Source organism: Pseudomonas marginalis (assembly GCF_008692035.1).
In the GTDB taxonomy this organism is placed as follows: Bacteria; Pseudomonadota; Gammaproteobacteria; order Pseudomonadales; family Pseudomonadaceae; genus Aquipseudomonas; species Aquipseudomonas marginalis.
Genome location: NZ_VTFG01000002.1, coordinates 473,893 through 497,905 on the forward strand (window position 1 = coordinate 473,893; position 24,013 = coordinate 497,905).

Sequence of the window (24,013 nt, forward strand, 5' to 3'; positions counted from 1 at the left end):
ATGAACGCACTTAAGATCTTCTCTCTCCACCTCCTTGCATGCAAAAAAGCAAAATACATTTTTATATTTTTTCTGGTGCTTTCGTGGTCAACATTATTTCTTTTAGCCACCTTTGAATACCCTGGCAACCAGTATAGTTATATTTTTTTCTCCTTTATATTCTTAGCTCTACTGCTGTCAGGACTATTTTCAAAGGTTAGTTATGGATATACTTTTTTATCAGTCATGTTATGGCTAGGATTTTGGTTGAAAGCCACACTTCATTTATTATTTAAGTATGACTATGTTGAGCCCATTGGCCAATTCAACGGATCAGGCGACGAATGGGACAATATACTGCTTGTAGCCTCTTGTGGTGTAATAGGCGTTTTGGCTGCTCGCTATTTTTATAATTTTGCAAATAAAAACCAGTCTACTTTAATTATAGAAACCCCTCCATTACCGCCAACCTTGTACAAAAAATTAAAACTCCCTCTTTGGATTATACTCATTTCATCAATAATCATACTTTCGGTAATAAATATTTATTTTTCATTCCAACAAATAGGAATAGTCCCGAAGACTATAATCTGGCCTCTGAATGCAATTTTTTCCTGGCTAATGTCTACTGGTTTCGCTATGGCCATAGCCACTTTATTGTGGTGGGAGTTCTCCCTAACCAAAGCAAATATTTACATTTTATTATTATCTTTATTTGAAGCAACTTTCTCATCTATTTCCTTGCTGAGTAGAGGACTCTTTGTTTTTCATATCATACCAATTTTTATGGCAACTTTCTTAAATCGAAAGCTAACAAAAAATCTCAACTTAAAATCCTCTGCTTTAATACTAATCTGCGCGCTCGCACTATACGCCGCCACATTTCCGCTAGTTAATTCCATTCGCGATTATCATTATTCCGGGCTGGTTCAAAAGCCCTCTATAAACTTTGAAATAAGTCTTTTCAAAAATAGTATACTAAAGCTTTCAAAGTTTTCTGTGGATCGATGGATTGGCCTAGAGGGGCTAATGGCAACATCTTCCTACAAGCAAAAAGATCGAACACTTTTCCTTTCAGTTCTAACTGAAAAAGTAGAAATTGGAAAAACTACGCAATTTCAAAATATCGCAAACTCAGATTATAGATTTTCAGATTCAGAAAAGTTCTTATTTGCTAGCTTACCTGGTCCTATTTCACTTTTCTACTTATCAGGCAGCACGCTAATTGTAATATCTTGCATGTTCTTAATCACATATACCGTACTGGTTAGTGAGCTTATAGTTCACAAAATCTTCTCAAACGCTTTTTTAACTGCTCTGTGGGCAAGTATAATATCTACTGCCGCAGCCCAAATGGGTATAAACGTACCAGGTTTATTATTTTATCTTTTTCTATGCTCACTCGGACTTTTCGCCATTTATCTTTCCCAAAAAATACCTTTTCCTAGAAAACAACTTCATTAGCAATTCTTTATTAAAGTGTATAACCATCTCGGACCTAACATGAACAAGTTAAAAATATTAACATTTTCTTCCTATTATGTACCGGGCTATAAAGGTGGCGGCCCCGTCCGCACAATAGAAAATATGGTTGCTCATCTAGATGATTCTCTTGAGTTCTGGATCGTCACTCGTAATCATGACTTGGGCGATACAATACCCTACCATAGCATCCAGCACGAAGTTTGGCAGCGCCAAGGAAACGCCTATGTCTATTACCTACCTGCAGAAAAGCTCAACCTTTTAGGCATCCGTAAAATAATAAAATCCACACCTCATGACATCGTATATTTGAATAGTTTTTTTGATTGCAGATTTACTATCTTCCCACTTCTATACCGTTATTTATCGCGTGATCATTCGACACCTTTCGTTCTTGCCCCTAGGGGAGAGTTTTCTTCAGCAGCTTTAGAAATAAAAAAAATCAAGAAGAAACTCTACATTGCCATTTCTCAATTTTTGCGCCTGAGTAAAAATTTAACTTTCCAGGCGTCCAGTGAATTTGAAGCGAACGATATTGAAAAAGCACTAGGCATTGATAAGAGCGAGATAAAAATCGCCTCAGACTTACCATCTGTTAATTCACCGTCGCCAGCTTCGCTCAACCTCCACCCCCCGCATCAAACAGAAGAAAGCTCTTTACGCGTTATTTTTCTATCGAGAATATCGCCCATGAAAAATCTCGATTTTGCTATAAGCATACTTGCAGAGACTACATGCAGCCTCCAATTTGATATTTATGGCCCGAAGGAAGATTTACCTTATTGGGCGCACTGCGAACAGTTACTTTCGTCCCTACCAGATCACATTCAATACAACTACTGCGGAACAGTAATGCCTGATGATGTTAGAGAAATATTCTCTGCGTACGATTTATTCCTCTTTCCCACACAGGGGGAAAACTATGGCCATGTGATCGCCGAGTCGATTAGCGCTGGAACGCCTGTTCTACTAAGTGATAGAACTCCTTGGCGTTCGCTTGAACAAGATAATCTCGGCTGGGTTTTACCGCTTGGCACGCCCCAGTCATTTGCACGGGTGATAGATGCATTTTCCAAGACAACACCTCAAGAAAAACAAGAAAAGCGCAGGCATATTCTCGACTTCTCTGAGCACAAGTTATGCGCTCCTGAATCAATCATTCAGAATCGTGAGTTGTTTGTCTCCTTGCTACCGCAGAATAAGTAATCTAAAGGCTTAGCAACCGGCGAAGCATCCCGTGATTATGGCTCTCGTCGCCTACGCTGCTGCTCATGCACCCAATCTACAATCTCTCCGTCAGGGGAATATCCACTGACGGACTCACGCAATAACTGACGCACCAGTAAATAATTATCATCGTTCACAGCACTGATCAGTTCGCTCAGTTTATTTTTGAGGGTTTCCCAAGAGAGATAGTCTTCATTTGCACTCATGATCATTGGGTGTCTTGTTGCAACGACGTCATCACCAATGAGAAGCTCCTCATACAGCTTTTCTCCTGGGCGCAGCCCGGTGAATTCGATGGCGATATCGCCGTGCGGATTTTTATCTGAACTAACACTTAATCCCGATAGGTGGATCATCTTTTCTGCCAGTTCCACAATTTTTACGGGCTCACCCATATCCAGGACAAACACATCCCCTCCCATTCCCATAGAACCCGCTTGGATAACCAATTGAGCTGCCTCAGGGATCGTCATGAAATAACGCGTGATTTTTGGATGGGTTACCGTTAGAGGTCCGCCAGATTTAATTTGCTTGTAGAATAGTGGAATCACAGACCCCGAAGACCCCAATACATTTCCGAATCGAACCATCGTAAACCGAGTTTTATTAACCCTTGATACGTTACTCGAATCGCCAAAAAGTACCGGCGCAACTTCTTTACTCAAAGCTTGTAATGTCAGCTCTGCGAGTCTTTTGGTACTGCCCATAATATTCGTGGGTCTGACAGCCTTGTCCGTCGAGATCAAAACAAAATTGGCGACCCCAGCCTCCAGAGCCGCCTGAGCAGTGTTGAGGGTGCCAATCACATTATTTAGAATACCTTCCGCAATATTATGTTCTACCATCGGCACATGCTTATAAGCTGCAGCATGATACACCGTGACCACACTCCAGCGTTTCATGACATCAAGGAGCTTCTCCTGGTTTCGCACAGAGCCGAGAATGGGGAGCAATTTTATTGATCTGGATTCCCTTATTACCCGCTGCTCCAGCTCTGACAAGATGCTATAGAGATTAAACTCACTATGATCAAACAGAATCAGCGATGTAGGTCCTAAAGATAAAATTTGCCGGCATAGTTCGGAGCCAATAGACCCTCCTGCACCCGTAACCATAACAACCTGGCCTTTAATGCAGTGTGCGAGCAGGTCTTCTTGGGGAGGGACAGAATCGCGACCGAGTAGATCGGCAATATCCACCTCTTGAATATCATCAACTTTGACCAAACCACTCGCAAGATCCATAAAACCAGGCACGCTCCGTACATGGAATGGAAACCTTTCGAGGTAACTTAAAATTTCACGACGCCTGGCACGAGAACAAGAAGGAATGGCCAAGAGAACCTCCCCCACTCCCGTCTCATCAATCATGCGTTGAATATTTTTTGGTTTGTATACCTGCAACCCGGAAATCACACGATCGGAGATACTGGCATCATCATCGATAAAGGCTACAGGACGCATAAGTCGCCCCATTCTTAAAGCAGCAACAAGTTGGTTGCCAGCGGCGCCCGCGCCATAGATGGCCACTTTGGGCAAGCCATCCTCACGACTAGTGAAAGGAACGTGCTGTGCGGCCGCGAACCAATCCCCAAGAAAATATTGACGCATGGCTAAACGCAGGCCACCGATCATAACCATGCTCAACCACCAGTAATTGAACACTATCGAGCGTGGGACTACAGTTTGGTGGTTGCTGTACACATACACGGCTAATGCCAGTACCAACGCCGAAAGAGTAACAGCCTTTATTATTGTAATAAGTGCATCATTACCGAAGTAACGCATCACCGCACGATACATTCCAAGTCGCACAAACAAGGGAATCGCTATCACTGGCGCACTGAGAAACAACCAAAGGTGGACTACAAATGGATTACTTAGCTCGTCAATTCCCAAGCGTATGACGAACGCCATCCATAGGGCGAACCAAATCAACAGGATGTCAGTCGCTACCTGGAGAAACCGTTTTTGCCGGCGGGACATTCCCACCAGATATGCTCTTATCTTATCCATAACCCTTTGAATTACCTCAGTCCCTAGTAACGACTCAAAAACCAGCACCCTACGTATAGCTCATCTATTTAAAATCGCAGCCGGCACCTATTATGAAGGCGTTTCCAATTCACCGGCATGAAACTTCACGGCTAATATCACCAACGGCACATACGCTATCACCAGGCCAATAAGCCCGTTAAACCCCATGCCGACACACACAGCAATCGGGAGCAGCCAGAGTAAATTGATGAGCATAACGGTGATTGTAACTGGCATATGACGCCCAACTTTACGTGCAGCATACTGATATGCATGACTGCGGTGGGCCTCGTAGATTTTGTCTCCACGCAGTAAACGCCGGCCCAAAGTAAAGGTCGCATCAACGATAAATACGCCCAGCAAAATCAACCAAACCCAAAGCAACTCATTGGCCACCCATGCGGCCTGTAAAGAAAACACTCCAATCACGACACCTAGAAACCCGCTGCCGGCGTCTCCCATAAAGATGCGCGCGGGCGGAAAATTCCAATATAAGAAACCCAGCACTGCAATTGCCAGTAGGCCAGGAGCCATTATGAGTGCGTCGTGCCCAGCCAGCCAATAGACCAAGCTCGCCCCTGTGCAAGCACAAACTGCCTCAATGCTGGCGATGCCGTCGATTCCGTCCATGAAGTTATAGAGATTGAGCATCCAGACCAAGTACATGGCCGCCAACAGGTGTCCAAGCCAACCAAGGCTCAGATCAACCCCCGCAACGTTTAATGTGGGTAACCCCCCCATCCATAACAGTGCCCATGCCGCCGCTGCAAAATGCGCTAGTAAACGCCAACGCGCAGCGACATGCCCGTGATCATCGAGAAAACCGACCAAGGCAATCAATAATCCACTGCCCAACAAAGGCAGTGCAGTAGCCCAACCTATAAGCCCCATAGATACCATCACACCCAATGCCACCAGGTAAGTAACGACAATGGCGACACCACCACCTCGCGGCGTAGGCACCGAGTGAGAACTGCGACAGTTGGGTATATCCATCAGGCTGCGTGTCAACGCATAGCGGCGTAGAACCCAAGTCAAAAATAACGACGCTATAAGCACCGTTGCGAACACCAACCAAATGGACATGTACGATCAGTTCCTGAAACAGAATGCTGGCAAAAAGAGATGCATCACTCGTCGCCGAGCCAATTCAAGCCGGTAGGGTTATTCGAAAATCGCCTATTTGCCTACTTTTTAACGTGCAAAAAATGCTGAGCAGCCTTTAACAAAGCTTGATCAACACTCACAGGCGCGACCCAGCCCAGAAGTTTCTGGGTTTTACCAATATCGACCTGCAGCGAGCCACAGAGGCGCTGAGAAAGTGCTTTGCGCCCCAGCAACGAGGCCCCGCACTCCAATATCCATGCTGGCACCGGTAATAAGCGTGCCGGAGTCCCCAGTGCAGCAGCCATTCTACGCAACAACTGAGTGGTAGAAAGATCCTCACCGTCACTGACCAGAAACGTCTCATTCGCGGCCAATGGGTGCTCGGCGCACGTCAGGATAAGGTCCACAAGATTATCCAAGGCGACCAGACTGCGCTGGTTATGGATGGCCCCAAAGGGCAGAGGTACACCTTTACTCAACCAGCGCATCATATTGAGAAAGTTGGCCTTCACTCCTGGTCCGTAGACAAGTGTCGGACGGATGATGACAACCTCCATTCCTGTCTGCGCAGCCAATAGCCTAAGAGCCTGTTCAGCCTCCATCTTGGAGATGCCATAAGGATCCACCGGAGCAGGCTCTGCATCAGCGGTGTAAGGCGCGCCCCGTCGCGTGCCTTCACCATTGACCTTGATCGAACTGACAAAGATAAAGCGCTTGGCTCCCGCCTGTGCAGCCTGCCTGGCGAGTTGCAGTGTCCCGTCGACGTTAACCTTGCGAAACTCCGCTAATGGATCAGCACTAGCGTCACTCATCACATGGACGCGCGCTGCACAGTGAACCACAACAGCACAATCGGTTACTGCCTCACTCCAGTCACACGCAGCATCAATCGCGTTTATCTTCACCATCCTCGTCGTACCGGGTAAATCGGAAAGGGCTTTACGGACAGCAATGACCGGCTCGAAGCGCCTATCCTGTACTACACGATCAAGCACGGCTCGCCCGACAAAACCAGATGCACCTGTCAACAACATAATTCTCATGATTTATTGCCCTGTCTCAAAGTGGCTTTTCTGAAAAGCGACTCAAGACGCTCGAACAACTTGGCTTTGGAGAAATGTTCAAGGTAGTAATCCCTACCAGACAGCCCCATACGCTCAAGCTCTGGGGCAGTTAAAGTGCCCATGGTGCGCACGATTTCGGCCAGCCCTCGGGCATCGCCTGAACCACAGGCCATACCGGCACCTGACTCAACAACCACTCTAGCGGCCTCACCATCAATCATCGCAATAATGGGCTTGCCCGAGGCCAGATAGGCCTGAACTTTGCCTGGGATAGTCCTTTCAAAAACCTCGTTGGTTTTTAATGACACCAGCAATGCGTCCGCCACAGAGAAAAGTGCAGGCATTTTTTCGAGTGGATGACGCCCCAACAACAAGACATTGCTCATCTGATGTTCAGATATGTGCTTGGTAAGCCATTCACTGGCCCGGCCATCTCCTACAATCACCCATCGGACCTGAAGATCTCCCTTGAGTGCTTTGGCCGCTTCCAGTATTGCCGGGAAGTCCTGAGCCTCGCCAAGGTTGCCGGCGAACAAGATAGTGAAGACGGACTCATCACGTTGAAGCAGTTCGGAGGCTACTTGTACCTCCCCGGCAAAGTCGTCCTCGGCCCAACTTGGGAAGTACACAAGGCGATCGGCCGAAATCGAGCGGGTACAGTACTTTCTGACGTTTTCATCAAAGGCACGTGACTGCAACAATAGGTAGTCGGTGCGATTGTAGATCCAGGACACCACCTTGCCGACCATGCCAAGCAATTTCGGATGTTTGATAATGCCGACCGCACTCAAGGTTTCCGGCCACAAATCCAAGACCCACACAAATACCGGCACTTTCTTCAGGCGCCCAATCACCAGTGCGGGAATTGCCGCCATAATAGGAGATACGGCATACACGAAGATTGAGTCGAATGACTGACCGCGCAGCTTATAGCTGCCGACTATTGAGGCACTCGTAAAAAAAGAAAAGTAGTTCAAGGCCAGGGTGATGCTGCGCCTGCCTCGCGCCAGCATCGGCACGCGCACAACCCGAGCACCTCGATAATTAGAGAACTGCGCAGGGTCCCCACGGAAATCAGCATAGACCTTGCCTTCCGGATAGTTGGGCACGCCGGTGAGCACAGTCACCTCGTGCCCCATGGCGATAAACCCTTCGACCATGTTGTTGATTCGCATGTTTTCCGGCCAAAAATACTGAGTGACCACCAGAATCTTCAGCGGCTTTTCTTGAGCGAACCTATCCAATCAATATTGCTTCCATACTGTACGCATAACGTAATCACGATAGCTGTGGATAATCCTCACCACTTTTTCGGCAACATTCGGCATGCTGTAATCCGATACGAGGCGAAGCGTGCGCTCGTGACCACTCCCTTGACGTTCCAGGAGTTGCAAGGCTTGCATGACACGGTCCACTTCTAGGCCAACCATCATCACCGCCGCCTCCTCCATGCCTTCAGGCCGTTCGTGGGCTTCACGTATGTTCAGCGCCGTAAAATTGAGGATCGACGATTCTTCATTAATGGTGCCGCTATCTGACAGCACGGCTTTGGAGGTCAACTGCAGTTTGTTGTAATCCTTGAAACCCAGTGGCTTGAGCAGTTGCACGTTCTTGTGAAAAATGACGCCCATTGCGTCTACCCGCTTTTGAGTACGCGGGTGGGTGGTCACAATTACCGGCAGTTCGTAATGGGCTGCAACAGTGTTAAGGACGTCTACCAGCTTTAGGAAGTTCTTGTCCGAATCGATGTTCTCCTCACGGTGAGCACTCACGACAAAAAATTTGCCTGCGTCCAGGCCAAGACGCTCCAATACGCTCGAAGCTTCGATTCCCTCGCGGTAATAATTGAGCACCTCGTACATGGGGCTCCCGGTTTTGATCACCATATCCGGCGGCAGACCTTCACGCAGTAAATAATCGCGGGCAATACTGCTATAGGTCAGGTTTATATCCGCCGTATGGTCAACGATGCGCCGGTTAATCTCTTCCGGCACGCGCATATCAAAACAACGATTACCGGCTTCCATGTGGAACGTCGGGATTTTACGACGCTTGGCTGGAATGACCGCCATGCAACTGTTGGTGTCACCAAGCACCAATAGAGCTTCTGGCTGCTCGTGTTCCAGGACGCGATCTACGGCAATAATCACGTTACCGATAGTCTGTGCACCACTTGCGCCTGCTGCGTTGAGAAAGTGATCGGGCTTACGGATGCCAAGATCTTGGAAAAAAATCTCGTTTAGCTCGTAATCATAATTTTGCCCGGTATGTACGAGGATATGCTCACAGTGCTCGTCCAGCTTCGCCATCACTCGCGACAAGCGAATGATCTCGGGGCGTGTGCCCACAACCGTGACGACTTTTAGCTTTTTCATCTCAACACTCTTCCAAATTCATAAACGTCTGGATCATCAACCTAACCATCGGCTTCACACCTTGACTTCAGGCTTGAGTTCCAACCGGCAGAGCAAAAGTATCCGGTCGCTCGCGGTCGAAAATCTCGTTTGCCCAAAGCATTACGATCATTTCGTCATCACCTACGTTGGTAATATCGTGAGTCCAACCAGGTACAGTCTCTACGATCCGAGGCTCATCGCCGCTAGTGAATAACTCGTAAAAGTCGCCAGAAATGATATGGCGAAAACGGAAACAGGCCAGGCCTTTGATTACCAGGAATTTTTCGGTTTTGCTGTGGTGGTAATGGCCGCCGCGTGTGATGCCAGGATAAGCGGTAAAGTAAGAGAACTGCCCACTGTCTTTGGTCTTCAACATTTCCACAAAAACGCCACGTGGGTCTCCGTACTTAGGAACGTCATAAGCGAACTGTTCGACAGGCAGGTAGCTCACGTAGGTCGAATAGAGTGCCCGCACTAGCCCTGTGCCAACAGCTTCACTGATCAACGTGTCACGGCTTTTACGGAAGGTATGCAACTGATCCGCCAACTCCCCTACGGTAATGCTGTATACCGGACTTACCTGCGGATTTGAGTCAGCGAATGATCCGCCGTCCATAGCACTGACGAAACAATCAATAACATCATCGATGTAGACCAGGCTGATCACTGACTTAGGGTCATTGATCTGAACCGGCAAGCCCCGAGTGATGTTATGGCAAAAAGTTGCGACAGCTGAGTTGTAATCGGGACGTGCCCATTTACCAAATACATTGGGTAAACGCAGCACCTGAATGCGAGAACCGTGACTGGTGTGTAGATCCTGCAATAACTGCTCAGCAGCGAGTTTGCTGACGCCATATGGATTATCTCGATCAGCTTGGATCGACGACGTGTAAAGAACAGGTATTGGCTTGCCGCTCACCTTAATTGCTTCGCAAAGAGCAAGAGTCAAATCGGTGTTTCCAGTTTTGAACTCTTGCGGCAATAGCGGTCGATTGACCCCTGCCAAGTGAAAAATAAAATCGGATTCGGCCACCATGAGAGGTAACTGGGCGATGCTGTTATCTCGGGTAAAGGGCACTACCTCGATATCTTTACGCTCGCTCAAGTGCGCTATCAGATTCTTACCAACAAAACCATTAGCCCCTGTGACCAATACCTTCATTACTTACTCCTCCGGCGTAGCATGCTCGCCACGTTGGATAGCCTGCATAAACTCAAGTTTGAGCAAGAGGCGCTGCATACCTGCCACATCCAACCTTTCGGTATTGTGAGAGTTATAGTCTTCCGTACGAGAGATTTTCTCTTCACCAAGCTCCACAAACTTGGAGTAGTTCAGGTCACGTAAATCTGGCGGAATACGATAGTAGTCGCCCTTATCTTCAGCGCACGCCATTTCTTCGCGACTCAAAAGCGCCTCGAACAACTTCTCGCCGTGACGCGTGCCAATGACTTGAATAGGGTGCTCGGGCTTACCAACCATAGCGGTCAGTGCCTTGGCCAAAGTCTCGACGGTTGCCGCAGGTGCTTTTTGCACGAAAAGATCACCGTTACGGCCATGCGCGAATGCGTACAACACCAAATCGACGGCGTCCGCCAGTGTCATCATGAACCGAGTCATATTCGGATCAGTCAGGGTTAATGCCTGTTCTGAACGGATTTGCTCGATGAACAAGGGAATCACCGAGCCACGCGAAGCCATGACGTTACCGTAACGAGTGCCACAAATAACGGTTCTTTTATCATCGACATTACGGGATTTGGCAACCATTACCTTTTCCATCATAGCCTTGGATATACCCATGGCATTGATGGGATAGACCGCCTTGTCCGTACTCAAGCAAACCACACGCTTGACTGCGTTCTGGATTGCAGCTTCAAGAACATTTTCGGTGCCAATGACATTGGTCTTGACTGCCTCCATTGGGTGAAACTCGCAGGATGGGACCTGTTTGAGCGCTGCTGCGTGGAAAATGTAGTCCACTCCACGGGTGGCAGTGAGCACACTCTGATAATCGCGCACATCGCCAATATAGAATTTCAGCTTGGCATTAGCATAGCGCTTACGCATATCGTCTTGCTTCTTCTCATCGCGGCTGAAGATGCGAATTTCAGCGATATCGCTGCCAAGGAAGCGTTTAAGCACTGCGTTACCGAATGAGCCGGTACCGCCAGTGATAAGGAGCGTTTTTCCGCTGAACATAATGAGTCCTAGGGCAATCCGCACAGCACGACAAGCTTCTAGCCGGCAACTCACCTCAAGACCAGCAGACCGACAAGCCCCCTCGACTCCCCCCTGAAAACACGCTACAGATAAGAGTTAATGGGCTCAAGGAAAACGTCGAAGCTTGCCAGCATGCAGACTGAAAATCAGCGTTGTGTTGTGCAGTTAAAGATGAAGGGGGTGACGAAATTGATGAGTATTTTAAGCTCTACATCCTTAAAGTCAAAAACGAACACAAATAGATTGTGCGCAAGCTCGCACCCTCATCTTGATCGCAAAACAAAAAGGCCTGCCAACTCGAAGAAAATCCACAGAGACGTCTGCTGCACAGTCTTTTGAATAGGAGACTACAGAACTGCCTGACTCCTCCCACCGACAACGAAAATGACTAGTTTTTTCGATCAGATCTCTTGATACGCGCAATTAAACAGAGCACCGGCCCAACGATCAAACCGAGCATTAATGACAGCGCCATGAACACTGACACTGGAAGCTCAGCCGTAGACCAGCCAAAAAACGACAATGACGTACTTCGCTGGTTCTCCAAGACAAATGCAATTATGAGAAATGTTAAAACCAGCACAACGAACGCTATCAAAACGTGCTTAAATCTACGCATAAGCCCCTCCCAACCCAAAACGTCTCAGACCCCCTCCTCCTCATCCTCATTCACCCGATCCCGCAATTCCTTCCCCGGCTTGAAATGAGGCACAAATTTCCCATCCAGGCTCACCGACTGCCCAGTCTTAGGATTCCGCCCTACCCTTGGCGCGCGGTAGTGCAGCGAAAAACTGCCAAACCCACGGATCTCAATTCGATCCCCGGTCGCGAGGCACTGGGACATTTGCTCAAGCATGGTCTTGATAGCCAGCTCCACATCCTTGGATGAAAGCAGCCCTTGATGGGTGACAATTCGTTCGATCAACTCCGACTTCGTCATATTTTTCCCTTCTTTTTCAAGCAGCTAGGAAAAGCGCTTCGAAGGTTTTAGCATGACTTGATGAATTTGAACAGCCCATCTACCAACTTATCTGCCGTTTGAATAACGCCCGCCATGAGCGACCCACACTCTCAATTGCAGATCACGAGCATGGTACGAGTGACCGCTCCTGCAGGGTTCCAACCGAACAAGTAATCACCCTCTTCGTCCTTGGCGTCGCTGGACCTGGTGATGACCTTATAGCCCTGCATCCTGCATTCGCGGGCGGCGCGTTTCTCGCACTTATCCCAGTTGTTGCCCAACCCCGAGCAATCGACCTCAATGCCGCTGACACCGCGCCTCGCGTGAGTTTTGGCGCTGGTAACGGAACAGCCTGCAAGCATTACCACTGCGAACACCACGATAAGCCTGTTCATCGAAATCCTTAAAAACACGGGAGCGCCTTTATCAATACTGTATTCAGCTCTGACACCAAGGCGTCTGCCTTGGTTCTTGCGTGTTGATTCAGCGAATTTCAGGCACAAAAAAGGGCGACCGAAGTCGCCCTTTTTAACAGCCTTACAGAACTTAGTTCTGTTTAGCCATTGCTTCGCGCAGCAGGGAGGCCATGGTGGTCTCGCCTGTTGCAGCTTCCGGAGCCGATTTCAGGCTCTGGATGGCTTCTTTCTCTTCCACTTCGTCTTTCGACTTGATGGACAGCTGGATCACGCGGCTCTTGCGATCGACGCTGATGATCTTGGCTTCTACTTCCTGGCCTTCTTTCAGAACGTTGCGCGCGTCTTCAACGCGGTCACGGCTGATTTCGGAGGCTTTCAGAGTCGCTTCGATATCGTCGGCCAGAACGATGATGGCGCCTTTGGCGTCAACTTCTTTCACAGTGCCTTTAACGATTGCGCCTTTGTCGTTCTCTTGAACGTACTCGGAGAACGGATCGCTTTCCAGTTGCTTGATACCCAGGGAGATGCGCTCGCGCTCTGGGTCAACCGACAGGATAACGGTGTCCAGCTCGTCGCCCTTCTTGAAACGACGAACAGCTTCTTCGCCAACTTCGTTCCAGGAGATGTCGGACAAGTGAACCAGGCCGTCGATGCCGCCGTCCAGACCAATGAAGATACCGAAATCGGTGATCGACTTGATGGTGCCGGAGATTTTATCGCCCTTGTTGAACTGGCCAGAGAAATCTTCCCATGGGTTAGATTTGCACTGCTTGATACCCAGGGAGATACGACGACGCTCTTCGTCGATGTCCAGAACCATGACTTCCACTTCGTCGCCGACTTGTACGACTTTCGAAGGGTGGATGTTCTTGTTGGTCCAGTCCATTTCGGAAACGTGTACCAGGCCTTCAACGCCTTCTTCCAGCTCAGCGAAGCAGCCGTAGTCGGTCAGGTTGGTAACACGCGCGGTGACGCGAGTGCTTTCTGGGTAACGGGCTTTGATAGCAACCCATGGATCTTCACCCAGTTGCTTCAGGCCCAGGGAAACACGGTTGCGCTCGCGATCGTATTTCAGAACCTTGACATCGATCTCGTCGCCAACATTGACGATTTCGGAAGGATGCTTGATACGCTTCCAAGCCATGTCGGTAATGTGCAGCAGGCCATCGACGCCACCCAGATCGACGAATGCGCCGTAATCGGTGAGGTTCTTGACGATACCTTTGACTTGTTGGCCTTCCTGCAGGGATTCCAGCAGAGCTTCACGCTCGGCGGAGTTCTCTGCTTCCAGGACGCTGCGACGGGAAACGACAACGTTGTTGCGCTTCTGGTCGAGTTTGATGACCTTGAATTCGAGTTCTTTGCCTTCCAGGTGCGTGGTGTCGCGCACAGGACGAACGTCGACCAAAGAACCTGGCAGGAACGCACGGATGCCGTTAACGTCGACAGTGAAGCCGCCTTTAACCTTACCGTTGATAACGCCCTTGACCACTTCTTCAGCTGCGAAGGCTGCTTCGAGAACAATCCAGCATTCAGCGCGCTTGGCTTTTTCACGGGACAGCTTGGTTTCACCGAAACCGTCTTCAACCGAGTCCAGAGCAACGTGAACTTCGTCACCGACATTGATTGTCAGATCACCAGCATCGTTGTAGAACTGTTCCAGCGGGATCAGAGCTTCAGACTTCAGACCAGCGTGAACGGTTACCCAGCGAGCTTGGTAATCGATATCAACGATAACACCGGTGATGATGGAGCCTGCCTGAAGGTTCAGGGTTTTTAGGCTTTCTTCAAAGAGTTCCGCAAAGCTTTCGCTCATTTTAATTCCTGTTGATAAGGGCGAAGAATACGCCCATCTCCACACCCCAGACGGTGTGGGTCAGTTTCAGTTAAAAGAAGCCACCGCAGGACTATGACTGGTCCCCTGCGGCCTTCTTGATCACCCGGCGATATCGCGAATGGCGATTTCACTCAAGATGCGTTCCAGCACCTGCTCGATGGACAACTCCGTGGAATCCAGCTGTATGGCATCAGCCGCCGGCTTGAGCGGGGCTACTGCGCGCTGGGTATCACGCTCATCGCGTGCACGGATCTCATCTAGCAGACTCGACAGACTAACACCATCGACTTTGCCCTTCAACTGCAAGTAGCGGCGGCGAGCCCGCTCCTCGGCGCTGGCGGTCAGGAAAATCTTCAGCGGCGCCTCGGGAAACACCACCGTGCCCATGTCGCGGCCATCGGCCACCAGCCCCGGCGGCTCCTGGAAAGCCCGCTGACGCTGCAACAGCGCATCACGCACCGCCGGCAGCGCAGCAACCTGGGAGGCCCAGGAGCCGACCTGCTCGTTACGCAGGTCATCGGTCACATCGTCCCCTTCCAGGATGATGCGCTGGGGATGACCTTCCGTCGCGCCGACGAATTGCACATCGAGATGCGCGGCCAGCAGCTTCAGGGATTCTTCGTTGGTCAGGTCGACGCCATGGTTGCGTGCGGCAAACGCCAGCAGGCGGTACAACGCGCCGGAATCCAGCAGGCACCAGCCCAGGCGCTTGGCCAGGATGCCGGCGATCGTGCCTTTGCCCGAGCCGCTTGGCCCGTCGATGGTAATCACCGGTGCTTTGATATTCACAATTGAGCCTCTTGGGCAACACGGATGCCGACTTGGGCACACAGTGTAAGAAAGTTCGGAAAAGACGTAGCAACATTGGCGCAGTCATGGATACGAATCGGCGCAGCCGCCCGCAGGGAAGCCACGCTGAAGGCCATGGCAATCCGGTGATCGCCATGGGCATCGACTTCACCACCGCCCATCAGGCCACCGTCAATGATAATCCCATCGGCGGTCGGTTCACACTTCACCCCCAACACCTGCAGACCGTCGGCCATGACCTGGATACGGTCGGACTCCTTAACACGCAACTCTTCGGCGCCCCGCAAAATGGTCCGGCCTTCAGCGCAGGCGGCCGCGACGAACAACACCGGGAATTCATCAATAGCCAGGGGCACCAGCGCTTCTGGAATGTCGATACCCTTCAATACAGCTGCCCGCACCCGCAGGTCAGCGACAGGCTCGCCACCCACTTCGCGCGGGTTTTCCAAGGTGATATCGGCCCCCATCAACCGCAGGATATCGATCACCCCGGTGCGGGTCGGGTTGACGCCGACATGCTCCAGCAACAACTCGGAGCCCGCGGCAATCGAAGCCGCCACCAGGAAGAATGCCGAAGAGGAGATATCCCCCGGCACTTCAATATGGGCAGCCGTCAGTACATGACCCGATTCCACCGATGCGGTAGCGCCTTCCACCGCAACCGGGTAACCAAAACCGCGCAACATACGCTCGGTATGGTCACGGGTCGGCGCAGGCTCGGTCACCGCAGTTTGACCTTCGGCATACAGCCCCGCCAGCAACAGACAGGATTTGACCTGGGCACTGGCCATCGGCATTGCATAGCTCATGCCTTTGAGCGCCTGGCCGCCACGAATGGTCAGCGGCGGACGCCCTTCCGGCCCGGTCTCGATCACCGCGCCCATGTCCCGCAATGGCTTGGCCACGCGGTTCATCGGGCGCTTGGACAGGGAAGCATCGCCGGTCAACACGCTGTCAAAGCGTTGTGCCGCCAACAAACCGGACAGCAGGCGCATGGACGTACCGGAATTGCCCAGGTAGATCGGCCCCGGCGCCGGCTTCAGGCCGTGCAAGCCCACACCGTGAATGGTCACGCGCCCATGGTGCGGCCCTTCAATCACCACGCCCATGTCGCGAAACGCCTGCAGGGTCGCAAGGGCATCTTCACCCTCAAGGAACCCTTCCACCTCCGTCACGCCCTCGGCCAACGAGCCGAGCATGATCGAGCGATGGGAGATCGACTTGTCACCCGGCACCCGGATACGCCCGCTCAAGCGGCCGCCCGGGTTGGCGAGGAAAGTCAGGTCATCGGCGTTCACAGCGGTTTCCATATAGGCCCGGCGAGCCAGGATCTTGCTGAAATGCTCACGCGCCACCCGCGCACGGGTGAACACGCCCAATAATTGATGGCCATCCCCGGCATCGACCGCGTCGCGCAAGGCGTCGAGGTCACTGCGGAAGGTGTCCAGGGTGCGCAACACCGCTTCGCGATTGGCGAGAAAGATGTCATGCCACATCACCGGATCGCTGCCGGCAATCCGTGTGAAGTCGCGGAAGCCACCGGCGGCATAACGGAAAATCTCGAGGTTTTCGTTACGCTTGGCCAGGGAGTCCACCAGGCCGAATGCCAACAGATGGGGCAAATGGCTGGTCGCCGCCAGCACTTCGTCGTGGCGCTCGACCTGCATATGTTCCACATCCGCCCCCAGCTCACGCCAGAGACGATCCACCACCGCCAGCGCGGCCGGATCGGTTTGTTCCAGCGGCGTCAGGATCACTTTATGACGGCGGAACAGCTGCGCATTGGACGCTTCCACCCCGCTCTGCTCGGAACCGGCAATCGGATGGCCCGGCACAAAGCGCGACGGCATGCCGCCAAAGGCCTGCTGCGCGGCCCGCACCACATTGCCCTTGGCGCTGCCGACGTCCGTCAGGATCGCCTGGCCCAGGTCCATGCCGGCCAATACCGCCAGCAGTTTCTCCATCGCCAGGATCGGCACCGCGAGCTGGATGACGTCAGCTCCCTGACACGCCAGCGCCAGGTCCGCCTCACAGCGATCCACCACGCCCAACTCCACCGCCAGCTTGCGCGATTGCGGGTCCAGGTCCACACCAACCACTTCGCCGCACAGCCCGCTTTCGCGCAGGCCTTTGGCGAAGGAGCCACCGATCAAGCCCAGGCCGACCACCACGAGGCGACCGATCATAGGCACGGCAGGTTGCAATGCAGTGACATCAACCACGAGCCAGGACCTTGGCCAGCGCCTCCAGGAAGCAACTGTTTTCAGCCGGCAAGCCGATGGTGATCCGCAGGTGGTTCGGCATGCCGTAGTTGGCCACCGGCCGCACGATCACACCTTCGCGCAGCAGCCCCTGGAATACCGGGGCGGCCACTTGACCAAGGTCGACACAGATGAAGTTGCCCTTGGAGGGAATCCAGCCCAGGCCCAACGCACGGAAGCCATCCTGCAACTGCAGCATGCCGCTTGCGTTGATGCGGCGACCTTCTTCCAGGTACTCGGCATCCTTCACCGCCGCACAGGCTGCCGCCAGGGCGAGGCTGTTGACGTTGAACGGTTGGCGCACGCGGTTCAGCACATCGGCCACCACCGCTGTCGACAAGCCATAGCCGACCCGCAGCGACGCCAGGCCATAGGCCTTGGAGAAGGTGCGCGACACCAGCAGGTTCGGGTAGGCCGCCAGGAAATCCAGGCCGTTCGGCAGGTCGCTGCCTTCGGCGTACTCGATATAGGCCTCGTCCAACACCACCAGCACATGCTCAGGCACGTCCTGCAGGAAGTCGTTGAGCGCCTGTGCATCGAACCAGGTGCCGGTCGGGTTGTTCGGGTTGGCGATAAACACAACGCGGGTCTGGGCATCGATGGCAGCCAGCATGGCCGGCAGGTCGTGGCCCCAGTCCTTGGCGGGAATCACGCGGGCGTCGGCACCGACCGCCTGGGTGACGATCGGGTAGACCGCAAACGCGTGCTCGCTGAACACGGCGTTCAGGCCCGGCGCCAGGTAGGCACGCCCGACCAGCTCGAGGATGTCATTGGAACCGTTGCCCAGGGTGACCTGGTTCAGCTCGACCCGGCATGTTTCTGCCAGCAGGGACTTGAGGGCGAAGCCATTGCCGTCCGGGTAACGGGTCAGCTCAGCCAATTCTTCGCGAATCGCCGCCAATACCTTGGGGCTTGGGCCCAGTGGGTTCTCGTTACTCGCCAGCTTGACGATCTTGGAGGGGTCCAGATTCAACTCACGCGCCAGCTCGTCCACAGGCTTGCCCGGAACGTAAGGCGACAGTTGTTGCACGCCCGGCTGGGCCAGGGCGAGGAAGTTGCCACTCATGTTAAAGCCTCACAAAACCGCTTTCGGGTAAGAGCCCAGCACCTTGAGTGCCACGGCTTCCTGACTGATCTTCTCCAGCACGCCCTTGACCAGCGGATCGCGGTGGTGGCCGATGAAGTCGATAAAGAACACGTAAGTCCATTTACCGCTGCGCGAAGGACGCGTCTCGATGCGCGTCAGGTCAATCCCGTTGTCGTGGAACGGCACCAGCAGCTCATGCAGCGCGCCGGGCTTGTTGCTCATGGAGACGATGATCGAAGTCTTGTCGTCGCCGGTCGGCGGCACTTCCTGGCTGCCGATCATCAGGAAACGCGTGGAGTTGTCCGGGCGATCCTCGATTTTCTCGGCCAGGCGCGTCAGGCCATACAGACCTGCCGCCATATCACCGGCGATCGCCGCCGAATTCCATTCACCCTTGACCCGCTTGGCCGCTTCGGCGTTGCTGGACACCGCCACGCGCTCCACATTCGGGTAATGCGCATCCAGCCACTTGCGGCACTGGGCCAGGGATTGGGCGTGGGAATAGATGCGGCTGATACTGTCGGTCTTGGTGTTCTCACCCACCAGCAGGTGATGGTGGATGCGCAGCTCGACTTCGCCGCAGATCACCATGTCGTGCTCAAGGAAGCTGTCCAGCGTGTGGTTGACCGCGCCTTCGGTGGAGTTTTCCACCGGTACCACGCCAAAGTTCACCGCGCCGGCCGCCACCTCACGGAACACCTCGTCGATGGCCGCCATGGGCTTGCTGATCACCGCGTGGCCGAAGTGCTTCATGGCCGCCGCCTGGGTAAAGGTGCCTTCCGGGCCGAGGTAGGCCACTTTCAGCGGCTGCTCGAGCGCCAGGCACGACGACATGATTTCACGGAACAACCGCGCCATCTCTTCGTTGCCCAGCGGGCCCTTGTTACGCTCCATGACGCGCTTGAGCACCTGGGCTTCACGCTCCGGCCGGTAGAACACCGGCACTTCGCCCTCCGCCAGGGACGCCATCTTCACCCGTGCCACTTCCTGGGCGCAGCGCGCACGCTCACTGATCAGCTCCAGGACTTTCTCGTCCAGGCTGTCAATGCGTACACGCAGGGCCTTGAGTTCTTGTTCAGACATTAGCCGTGTTCCTTTTCGAACTCTGCCATGTAGGCAACCAGCGCGTTGATCGCGTGGATGTCGACAGCGTTGTAGATGGAGGCGCGCATGCCACCTACCGAACGGTGCCCCTTGAGGTTCAGCAGGCCACGGGCGTCGGCACCGGCCAGGAATGGCTTGTCCAGGCGGTCATCGGCCAGGCGGAACGGCACGTTCATCCACGAGCGATCGGTGAGGTTGATCGGGTTGCTATACAGGCCGCTGGCGTCGATGAAGTCATACAGGGTGCGCTTCTTCTCTTCGTTGAGCTTGCCCATGGCCGCCACGCCGCCCTGCTCTTTCAGCCACTCGAACACCAGGCCCGACAGGTACCAGGCGAAGGCCGGCGGGGTGTTGTACATCGAGCCGTTGTCGGCCGCGACCTTGTAGTTGAGCATGGTCGGGCACAGTGAACGGGCGCGACCCAGCAGGTCCTCACGGACGATATTGACCAGGATGCCGCTCGGACCGATGTTCTTCTGCGCACCGGCGTAGATCATGCCGTAGCGCGACACATCGATAGGCCGCGAGAGGATGTCCGAGGACATGTCGCACACCAGCGGAACGTCGCCGACGTCCGGCACCCAGTCGAACTCCAGGCCGCCAATGGTTTCGTTCGCGACGTAGTGCACGTAGGCCGCGTCCTTGGACAGCTTCCATTCGTTCTGACCGGGAATGGCGAAGTAGTCGTAAGGCTTGGCGGTGCCGGCCACATTGACATGACCGTAGCGCGAAGCCTCTTCAATGGCCTTCTGCCCCCAGATGCCGGTGTCGATGTAGTCGGCCGTGCCGTCTTCCGGCAGCAGGTTCAGCGGGATCTGGGCGAACTGCTGGCTCGCGCCGCCTTGCAGGAACAGCACTTTGTAGTGGGATGGAATGTCGAGCAAGTCGCGCAGATCCTGCTCGGCCTTGGTGGCAATGGACACGAACTCATCACTGCGATGGCTCATTTCCATCACGGAGAGGCCTTTTCCATGCCAGTCGAGGAGTTCACCCTGCGCGCGCTGCAGGACTGCTTCAGGAAGCGCCGCGGGACCGGCACAGAAGTTATAGGCTCTCTTGCTCACATCCAATCTCACTCTGATCTGGTGGGGTGGTGCAATAAATCGGGTTTCAATACTTTCATAAGGGACAAACAACAAGGGGGCGAATCTTCATCCGCCCCCTGTGTGTCCGCTTATTCCTGCGGTTCTTCTTCGTCTGCGGCAGCATCGAGGGTTGGCTCGTCGACGCTGTCATCGCCGGCTGCGATCACCTCGCCTTCGAACTCCTCACCTTCCAGCTCTTCGCCTTCGACTTCCGACGGCTCCTGGACACGCTCCAGGCCAACCAGTTTTTCGTCCTTGGCCAGCTTGATCAAGGTCACACCCTGGGTGTTACGGCCCAGGCTCGACACTTCGGCCACACGGGTACGCACCAGGGTGCCCTGGTCGGAAATCAGCATGATTTCCTCGCCATCGAGCACCTGGACCGCGCCGACCAGACGGCCGTTGCGGTCGTTGCTGACCATGGCGATAACGCCCTGGCCGCCGCGCTTGTACTCCGGGAACTCGCTGATGGCGGTGCGCTTGCCATAACCACGCTCGGAAGCGGTGAGGATCTGGCTGCCTTCTTCCGGGATCAGCATCGAAATCAGCTTCTGCCCTTCCGGCAGGCGCATGCCGCGCACACCGCGGGCGGTACGGCCCATGGCGCGAACGTCGGATTCCTTGAAGCGGGTGACCTTGCCGCCGTCGGAGAACAGCATGACTTCACGCTCGCCATCGGTGATGGCCGCGCTGATCAGCACGTCGCCTTCGTCCAGCTCCAGGGCGATCAGGCCCACGCTGCGCTGACGGCTGAAGGATTCCAGCGGGGTCTTCTTCACGGTGCCTTTGGCGGTGGCCATGAAGATGAAGTGACCTTCGGTGTATTCCTCGACCGGCAGCATGGTGGTGATGTACTCATCACTGTCCAGCGGCAGCAGGTTGACCAACGGACGACCACGGGCAGCACGGGAAGCTTCCGGGATTTCATAGGTCTTGAGCCAGTACACCTTACCCTTGCTGGAGAACAGCAGCAGCGTGGTGTGGCTGTTGGCGACCAGCAGGTGGGCGATGTAGTCCTCATCCTTCACGCCGGTAGCCGATTTACCTTTACCGCCACGGCGCTGGGCCTGGTACGCAGCCAATGGCTGGGTCTTGGCATAGCCACCGTGGGAGATGGTCACCACGCGCTCTTCTTCCGGGATCATGTCACCCAGGGTCAGGTCGAGGCGAGCATCGAGGATTTCGGTGCGGCGCACGTCGCCGTATTCGGCGCGGATCACTTCCAGCTCTTCGCGGATCACTTCCATCAGGCGCACGGCGCTGTTGAGGATGCGGATCAGCTCGCCGATCTGGTTGAGGATCTCCTGGTACTCGGCCAGCAGCTTCTCGTGTTCCAGGCCGGTCAGGCGGTGCAGGCGCAGTTCCAGGATGGCCTGGGCCTGTTCCGGCGACAGGAAGTACTTGCCGTCACGCAGGCCGTATTGCGGGTCCAGTGTCTCCGGGCGGCACGAGTCGGCGCCGGCACGTTCAACCATCGCCACGACGGCGCTGGATTCCCATGGCATCTTGATCAGCGCTTCCTTGGCTTCCGACGGCGTCGGCGAAGCCTTGATCAGGGCGATGACCGGGTCGATGTTCGACAGCGCTACAGCCTGGCCTTCCAGGATGTGGCCGCGCTCGCGGGCCTTGCGCAGCTCGAACACGGTACGGCGGGTAACCACTTCGCGACGGTGACGTACGAAGGCTTCCAGCAGGTCCTTGAGGTTCAGGATGCGTGGGCGGCCGTCGATCAGTGCAACCACGTTGATACCAAATACGCTTTGCAGCTGGGTCTGGGCGTAGAGGTTGTTGAGGATCACCTCAGGCACTTCGCCACGACGCAGCTCGATCACCACGCGCATACCGTCTTTGTCGGATTCGTCGCGCAGCTCGGTGATGCCTTCGAGTTTCTTCTCTTTAACCAGCTCGGCGATCTTCTCGATCAGACGCGCCTTGTTCAACTGGTACGGGAGTTCGGTGATGACGATCTGCTGGCGGCCACCGACCTTGTCGATGTCCTCGATGATCGAGCGGGCGCGCATGTAAATACGGCCGCGACCGGTGCGGTAGGCTTCGATGATGCCGGCGCGACCGTTGATGATCGCGGCGGTCGGGAAGTCCGGGCCCGGGATGTATTGCATCAGCTCATCGACGGTCAGCTCAGGGTTGTCGATGAGGGCCAGGCAACCGTCGATGACTTCACCGAGGTTGTGCGGCGGGATGTTGGTGGCCATGCCCACGGCGATACCGCTGGAACCGTTGACCAGCAGGTTGGGAATCTTGGTCGGCATGACCGCCGGGATCATTTCGGTGCCGTCGTAGTTCGGCACCCAGTCCACGGTTTCTTTATGCAGGTCGGCCAGCAGCTCGTGCGCCAGCTTGGTCATGCGCACTTCGGTGTATCGCATGGCCGCGGCGTTGTCGCCGTCGACCGAACCGAAGTTGCCCTGGCCGTCTACCAGCAGGTAGCGCAGGGAAAACGGCTGGGCCATCCGAACGATGGTGTCGTACACCGCAGTGTCGCCGTGAGGGTGATACTTACCGATCACGTCACCGACAACACGGGCAGATTTCTTGTACGGCTTGTTCCAGTCGTTACCCAGCTCGCTCATTGCGAACAGCACGCGCCGGTGCACGGGCTTCAAGCCATCGCGCGCATCAGGCAGTGCCCGACCGACAATTACGCTCATCGCGTAGTCGAGGTAGGACTGTTTCAGCTCGTCTTCGATATTGACCGGGAGGATTTCTTTGGCCAGTTCGCCCATGAGAAGCCTGATTCCTTTTTCGGGTGAAACCTCGTCGCATCCATATGGGACGAACGAAGCTCGCCGTCGCCGGCACACTGCCTGACAACGACTTACGACAAATCAACGAGTTATGACACGGATCTGCACGTTATGGGCAACCCCTGGGGGCGGCCCTGGAAACCGCCGGATGTTATCACAATCGCCGCCACGC

At 53.9% G+C, this 24,013-nt stretch carries 18 protein-coding genes; 2 read left to right on the forward strand and 16 right to left on the reverse strand.

Annotated features, from left to right (window positions below; genetic code table 11):
* Both FX984_RS22175 and FX984_RS22180 read left to right on the forward strand, forming a co-directional pair.
* The gene (locus tag FX984_RS22175) at positions 1-1,443 is read left to right on the forward strand and encodes a hypothetical protein (protein ID WP_146475752.1); all 1,443 of its coding nucleotides are present in this window, start codon (positions 1-3) and stop codon (positions 1,441-1,443) included.
* 39 nt (positions 1,444-1,482) lie between these two features.
* The gene (locus FX984_RS22180) at positions 1,483-2,667 is read left to right on the forward strand and encodes a glycosyltransferase family 4 protein (RefSeq protein WP_146475753.1); all 1,185 of its coding nucleotides are present in this window, start codon (positions 1,483-1,485) and stop codon (positions 2,665-2,667) included.
* A gap of 35 nt (positions 2,668-2,702) precedes the next feature.
* On the opposite strand, the gene FX984_RS22185 is transcribed toward FX984_RS22180, so the two are convergent.
* From FX984_RS22185 to gyrA, 16 genes are all read right to left on the reverse strand, one after another.
* A complete protein-coding gene (locus FX984_RS22185; RefSeq protein WP_065947430.1) occupies positions 2,703-4,703 on the reverse strand; it encodes a polysaccharide biosynthesis protein in 2,001 nt (666 codons plus the stop codon).
* 90 nt (positions 4,704-4,793) lie between these two features.
* Positions 4,794-5,810 (reverse strand): MraY family glycosyltransferase, encoded by a 1,017-nt coding sequence (locus tag FX984_RS22190; protein WP_146475754.1) that lies wholly within the window; start codon positions 5,808-5,810, stop codon positions 4,794-4,796.
* 101 nt (positions 5,811-5,911) lie between these two features.
* The gene (locus tag FX984_RS22195; RefSeq protein WP_065947428.1) at positions 5,912-6,874 is read right to left on the reverse strand and encodes a UDP-glucose 4-epimerase family protein; all 963 of its coding nucleotides are present in this window, start codon (positions 6,872-6,874) and stop codon (positions 5,912-5,914) included.
* On the reverse strand, positions 6,871-8,070 hold the full coding sequence (locus FX984_RS22200) for a glycosyltransferase family 4 protein (protein WP_083221176.1): 1,200 nt from the start codon (positions 8,068-8,070) through the stop codon (positions 6,871-6,873). Before FX984_RS22200 ends, FX984_RS22195 begins: the two co-directional genes overlap by 4 nt.
* Positions 8,071-8,139: 69 nt before the next feature.
* Positions 8,140-9,270, reverse strand: coding sequence for a UDP-N-acetyl glucosamine 2-epimerase (locus FX984_RS22205; protein ID WP_065947426.1), 1,131 nt, complete (start codon positions 9,268-9,270; stop codon positions 8,140-8,142).
* Between the two features lie 67 nt (positions 9,271-9,337).
* On the reverse strand, positions 9,338-10,456 hold the full coding sequence (gene wbjC / locus FX984_RS22210) for a UDP-2-acetamido-2,6-beta-L-arabino-hexul-4-ose reductase (protein WP_065947425.1): 1,119 nt from the start codon (positions 10,454-10,456) through the stop codon (positions 9,338-9,340).
* Positions 10,457-10,459: 3 nt separating this feature from the next.
* Positions 10,460-11,494, reverse strand: coding sequence for a polysaccharide biosynthesis protein (locus FX984_RS22215; protein WP_065947424.1), 1,035 nt, complete (start codon positions 11,492-11,494; stop codon positions 10,460-10,462).
* A 664-nt stretch (positions 11,495-12,158) separates the two neighbouring features.
* On the reverse strand, positions 12,159-12,455 hold the full coding sequence (ihfB, locus tag FX984_RS22225) for an integration host factor subunit beta (protein WP_003218804.1): 297 nt from the start codon (positions 12,453-12,455) through the stop codon (positions 12,159-12,161).
* A gap of 131 nt (positions 12,456-12,586) precedes the next feature.
* Positions 12,587-12,871 (reverse strand): hypothetical protein, encoded by a 285-nt coding sequence (locus FX984_RS22230; RefSeq protein ID WP_027604176.1) that lies wholly within the window; start codon positions 12,869-12,871, stop codon positions 12,587-12,589.
* A gap of 151 nt (positions 12,872-13,022) precedes the next feature.
* Entirely contained in the window at positions 13,023-14,708 is a 1,686-nt protein-coding gene (gene rpsA / locus FX984_RS22235; RefSeq protein WP_027604177.1) for a 30S ribosomal protein S1, read from the reverse strand.
* A 120-nt stretch (positions 14,709-14,828) separates the two neighbouring features.
* On the reverse strand, positions 14,829-15,518 hold the full coding sequence (cmk, locus tag FX984_RS22240; RefSeq protein ID WP_003172653.1) for a (d)CMP kinase: 690 nt from the start codon (positions 15,516-15,518) through the stop codon (positions 14,829-14,831).
* Positions 15,515-17,725: a bifunctional prephenate dehydrogenase/3-phosphoshikimate 1-carboxyvinyltransferase gene (locus FX984_RS22245; RefSeq protein WP_249776266.1), complete on the reverse strand. Its 2,211-nt coding sequence runs from the start codon at positions 17,723-17,725 to the stop codon at positions 15,515-15,517. The genes cmk and FX984_RS22245 overlap by 4 nt, the downstream gene beginning before the upstream one ends.
* A 28-nt stretch (positions 17,726-17,753) precedes the next feature.
* Positions 17,754-18,866 (reverse strand): histidinol-phosphate transaminase, encoded by a 1,113-nt coding sequence (gene hisC, locus FX984_RS22250; RefSeq protein WP_146475756.1) that lies wholly within the window; start codon positions 18,864-18,866, stop codon positions 17,754-17,756.
* 9 nt (positions 18,867-18,875) lie between these two features.
* The gene (gene pheA, locus FX984_RS22255; RefSeq protein ID WP_003172650.1) at positions 18,876-19,970 is read right to left on the reverse strand and encodes a prephenate dehydratase; all 1,095 of its coding nucleotides are present in this window, start codon (positions 19,968-19,970) and stop codon (positions 18,876-18,878) included.
* The gene (serC, locus tag FX984_RS22260; RefSeq protein WP_146475757.1) at positions 19,970-21,055 is read right to left on the reverse strand and encodes a 3-phosphoserine/phosphohydroxythreonine transaminase; all 1,086 of its coding nucleotides are present in this window, start codon (positions 21,053-21,055) and stop codon (positions 19,970-19,972) included. Before serC ends, pheA begins: the two co-directional genes overlap by 1 nt.
* A gap of 110 nt (positions 21,056-21,165) precedes the next feature.
* Positions 21,166-23,820, reverse strand: coding sequence for a DNA gyrase subunit A (gyrA, locus tag FX984_RS22265; protein ID WP_092359021.1), 2,655 nt, complete (start codon positions 23,818-23,820; stop codon positions 21,166-21,168).
* Positions 23,821-24,013: the final 193 nt, after the last annotated feature.

What these genes read in the sequence shown, in the direction of transcription:
- wbjC (WP_065947425.1), bottom strand. Translation starts at nt 10,456, where the DNA reads ATGAAGGTATTGGTCACAGGGGCTAATGGTTTTGTTGGTAAGAATCTG.
- FX984_RS22205 (WP_065947426.1), bottom strand. Translation starts at nt 9,270, where the DNA reads ATGAAAAAGCTAAAAGTCGTCACGGTTGTGGGCACACGCCCCGAGATC.
- rpsA (WP_027604177.1), bottom strand. Translation starts at nt 14,708, where the DNA reads ATGAGCGAAAGCTTTGCGGAACTCTTTGAAGAAAGCCTAAAAACCCTG.
- FX984_RS22215 (WP_065947424.1), bottom strand. Translation starts at nt 11,494, where the DNA reads ATGTTCAGCGGAAAAACGCTCCTTATCACTGGCGGTACCGGCTCATTC.
- FX984_RS22200 (WP_083221176.1), bottom strand. Translation starts at nt 8,070, where the DNA reads ATGCGAATCAACAACATGGTCGAAGGGTTTATCGCCATGGGGCACGAG.
- FX984_RS22180 (WP_146475753.1), top strand. Translation starts at nt 1,483, where the DNA reads ATGAACAAGTTAAAAATATTAACATTTTCTTCCTATTATGTACCGGGC.
- FX984_RS22195 (WP_065947428.1), bottom strand. Translation starts at nt 6,874, where the DNA reads ATGAGAATTATGTTGTTGACAGGTGCATCTGGTTTTGTCGGGCGAGCC.
- ihfB (WP_003218804.1), bottom strand. Translation starts at nt 12,455, where the DNA reads ATGACGAAGTCGGAGTTGATCGAACGAATTGTCACCCATCAAGGGCTG.
- FX984_RS22185 (WP_065947430.1), bottom strand. Translation starts at nt 4,703, where the DNA reads ATGGATAAGATAAGAGCATATCTGGTGGGAATGTCCCGCCGGCAAAAA.
- FX984_RS22230 (WP_027604176.1), bottom strand. Translation starts at nt 12,871, where the DNA reads ATGAACAGGCTTATCGTGGTGTTCGCAGTGGTAATGCTTGCAGGCTGT.
- FX984_RS22190 (WP_146475754.1), bottom strand. Translation starts at nt 5,810, where the DNA reads ATGTCCATTTGGTTGGTGTTCGCAACGGTGCTTATAGCGTCGTTATTT.
- pheA (WP_003172650.1), bottom strand. Translation starts at nt 19,970, where the DNA reads ATGTCTGAACAAGAACTCAAGGCCCTGCGTGTACGCATTGACAGCCTG.
- gyrA (WP_092359021.1), bottom strand. Translation starts at nt 23,820, where the DNA reads ATGGGCGAACTGGCCAAAGAAATCCTCCCGGTCAATATCGAAGACGAG.
- FX984_RS22245 (WP_249776266.1), bottom strand. Translation starts at nt 17,725, where the DNA reads ATGATCGGTCGCCTCGTGGTGGTCGGCCTGGGCTTGATCGGTGGCTCC.
- FX984_RS22175 (WP_146475752.1), top strand. Translation starts at nt 1, where the DNA reads ATGAACGCACTTAAGATCTTCTCTCTCCACCTCCTTGCATGCAAAAAA.
- hisC (WP_146475756.1), bottom strand. Translation starts at nt 18,866, where the DNA reads ATGAGTGGCAACTTCCTCGCCCTGGCCCAGCCGGGCGTGCAACAACTG.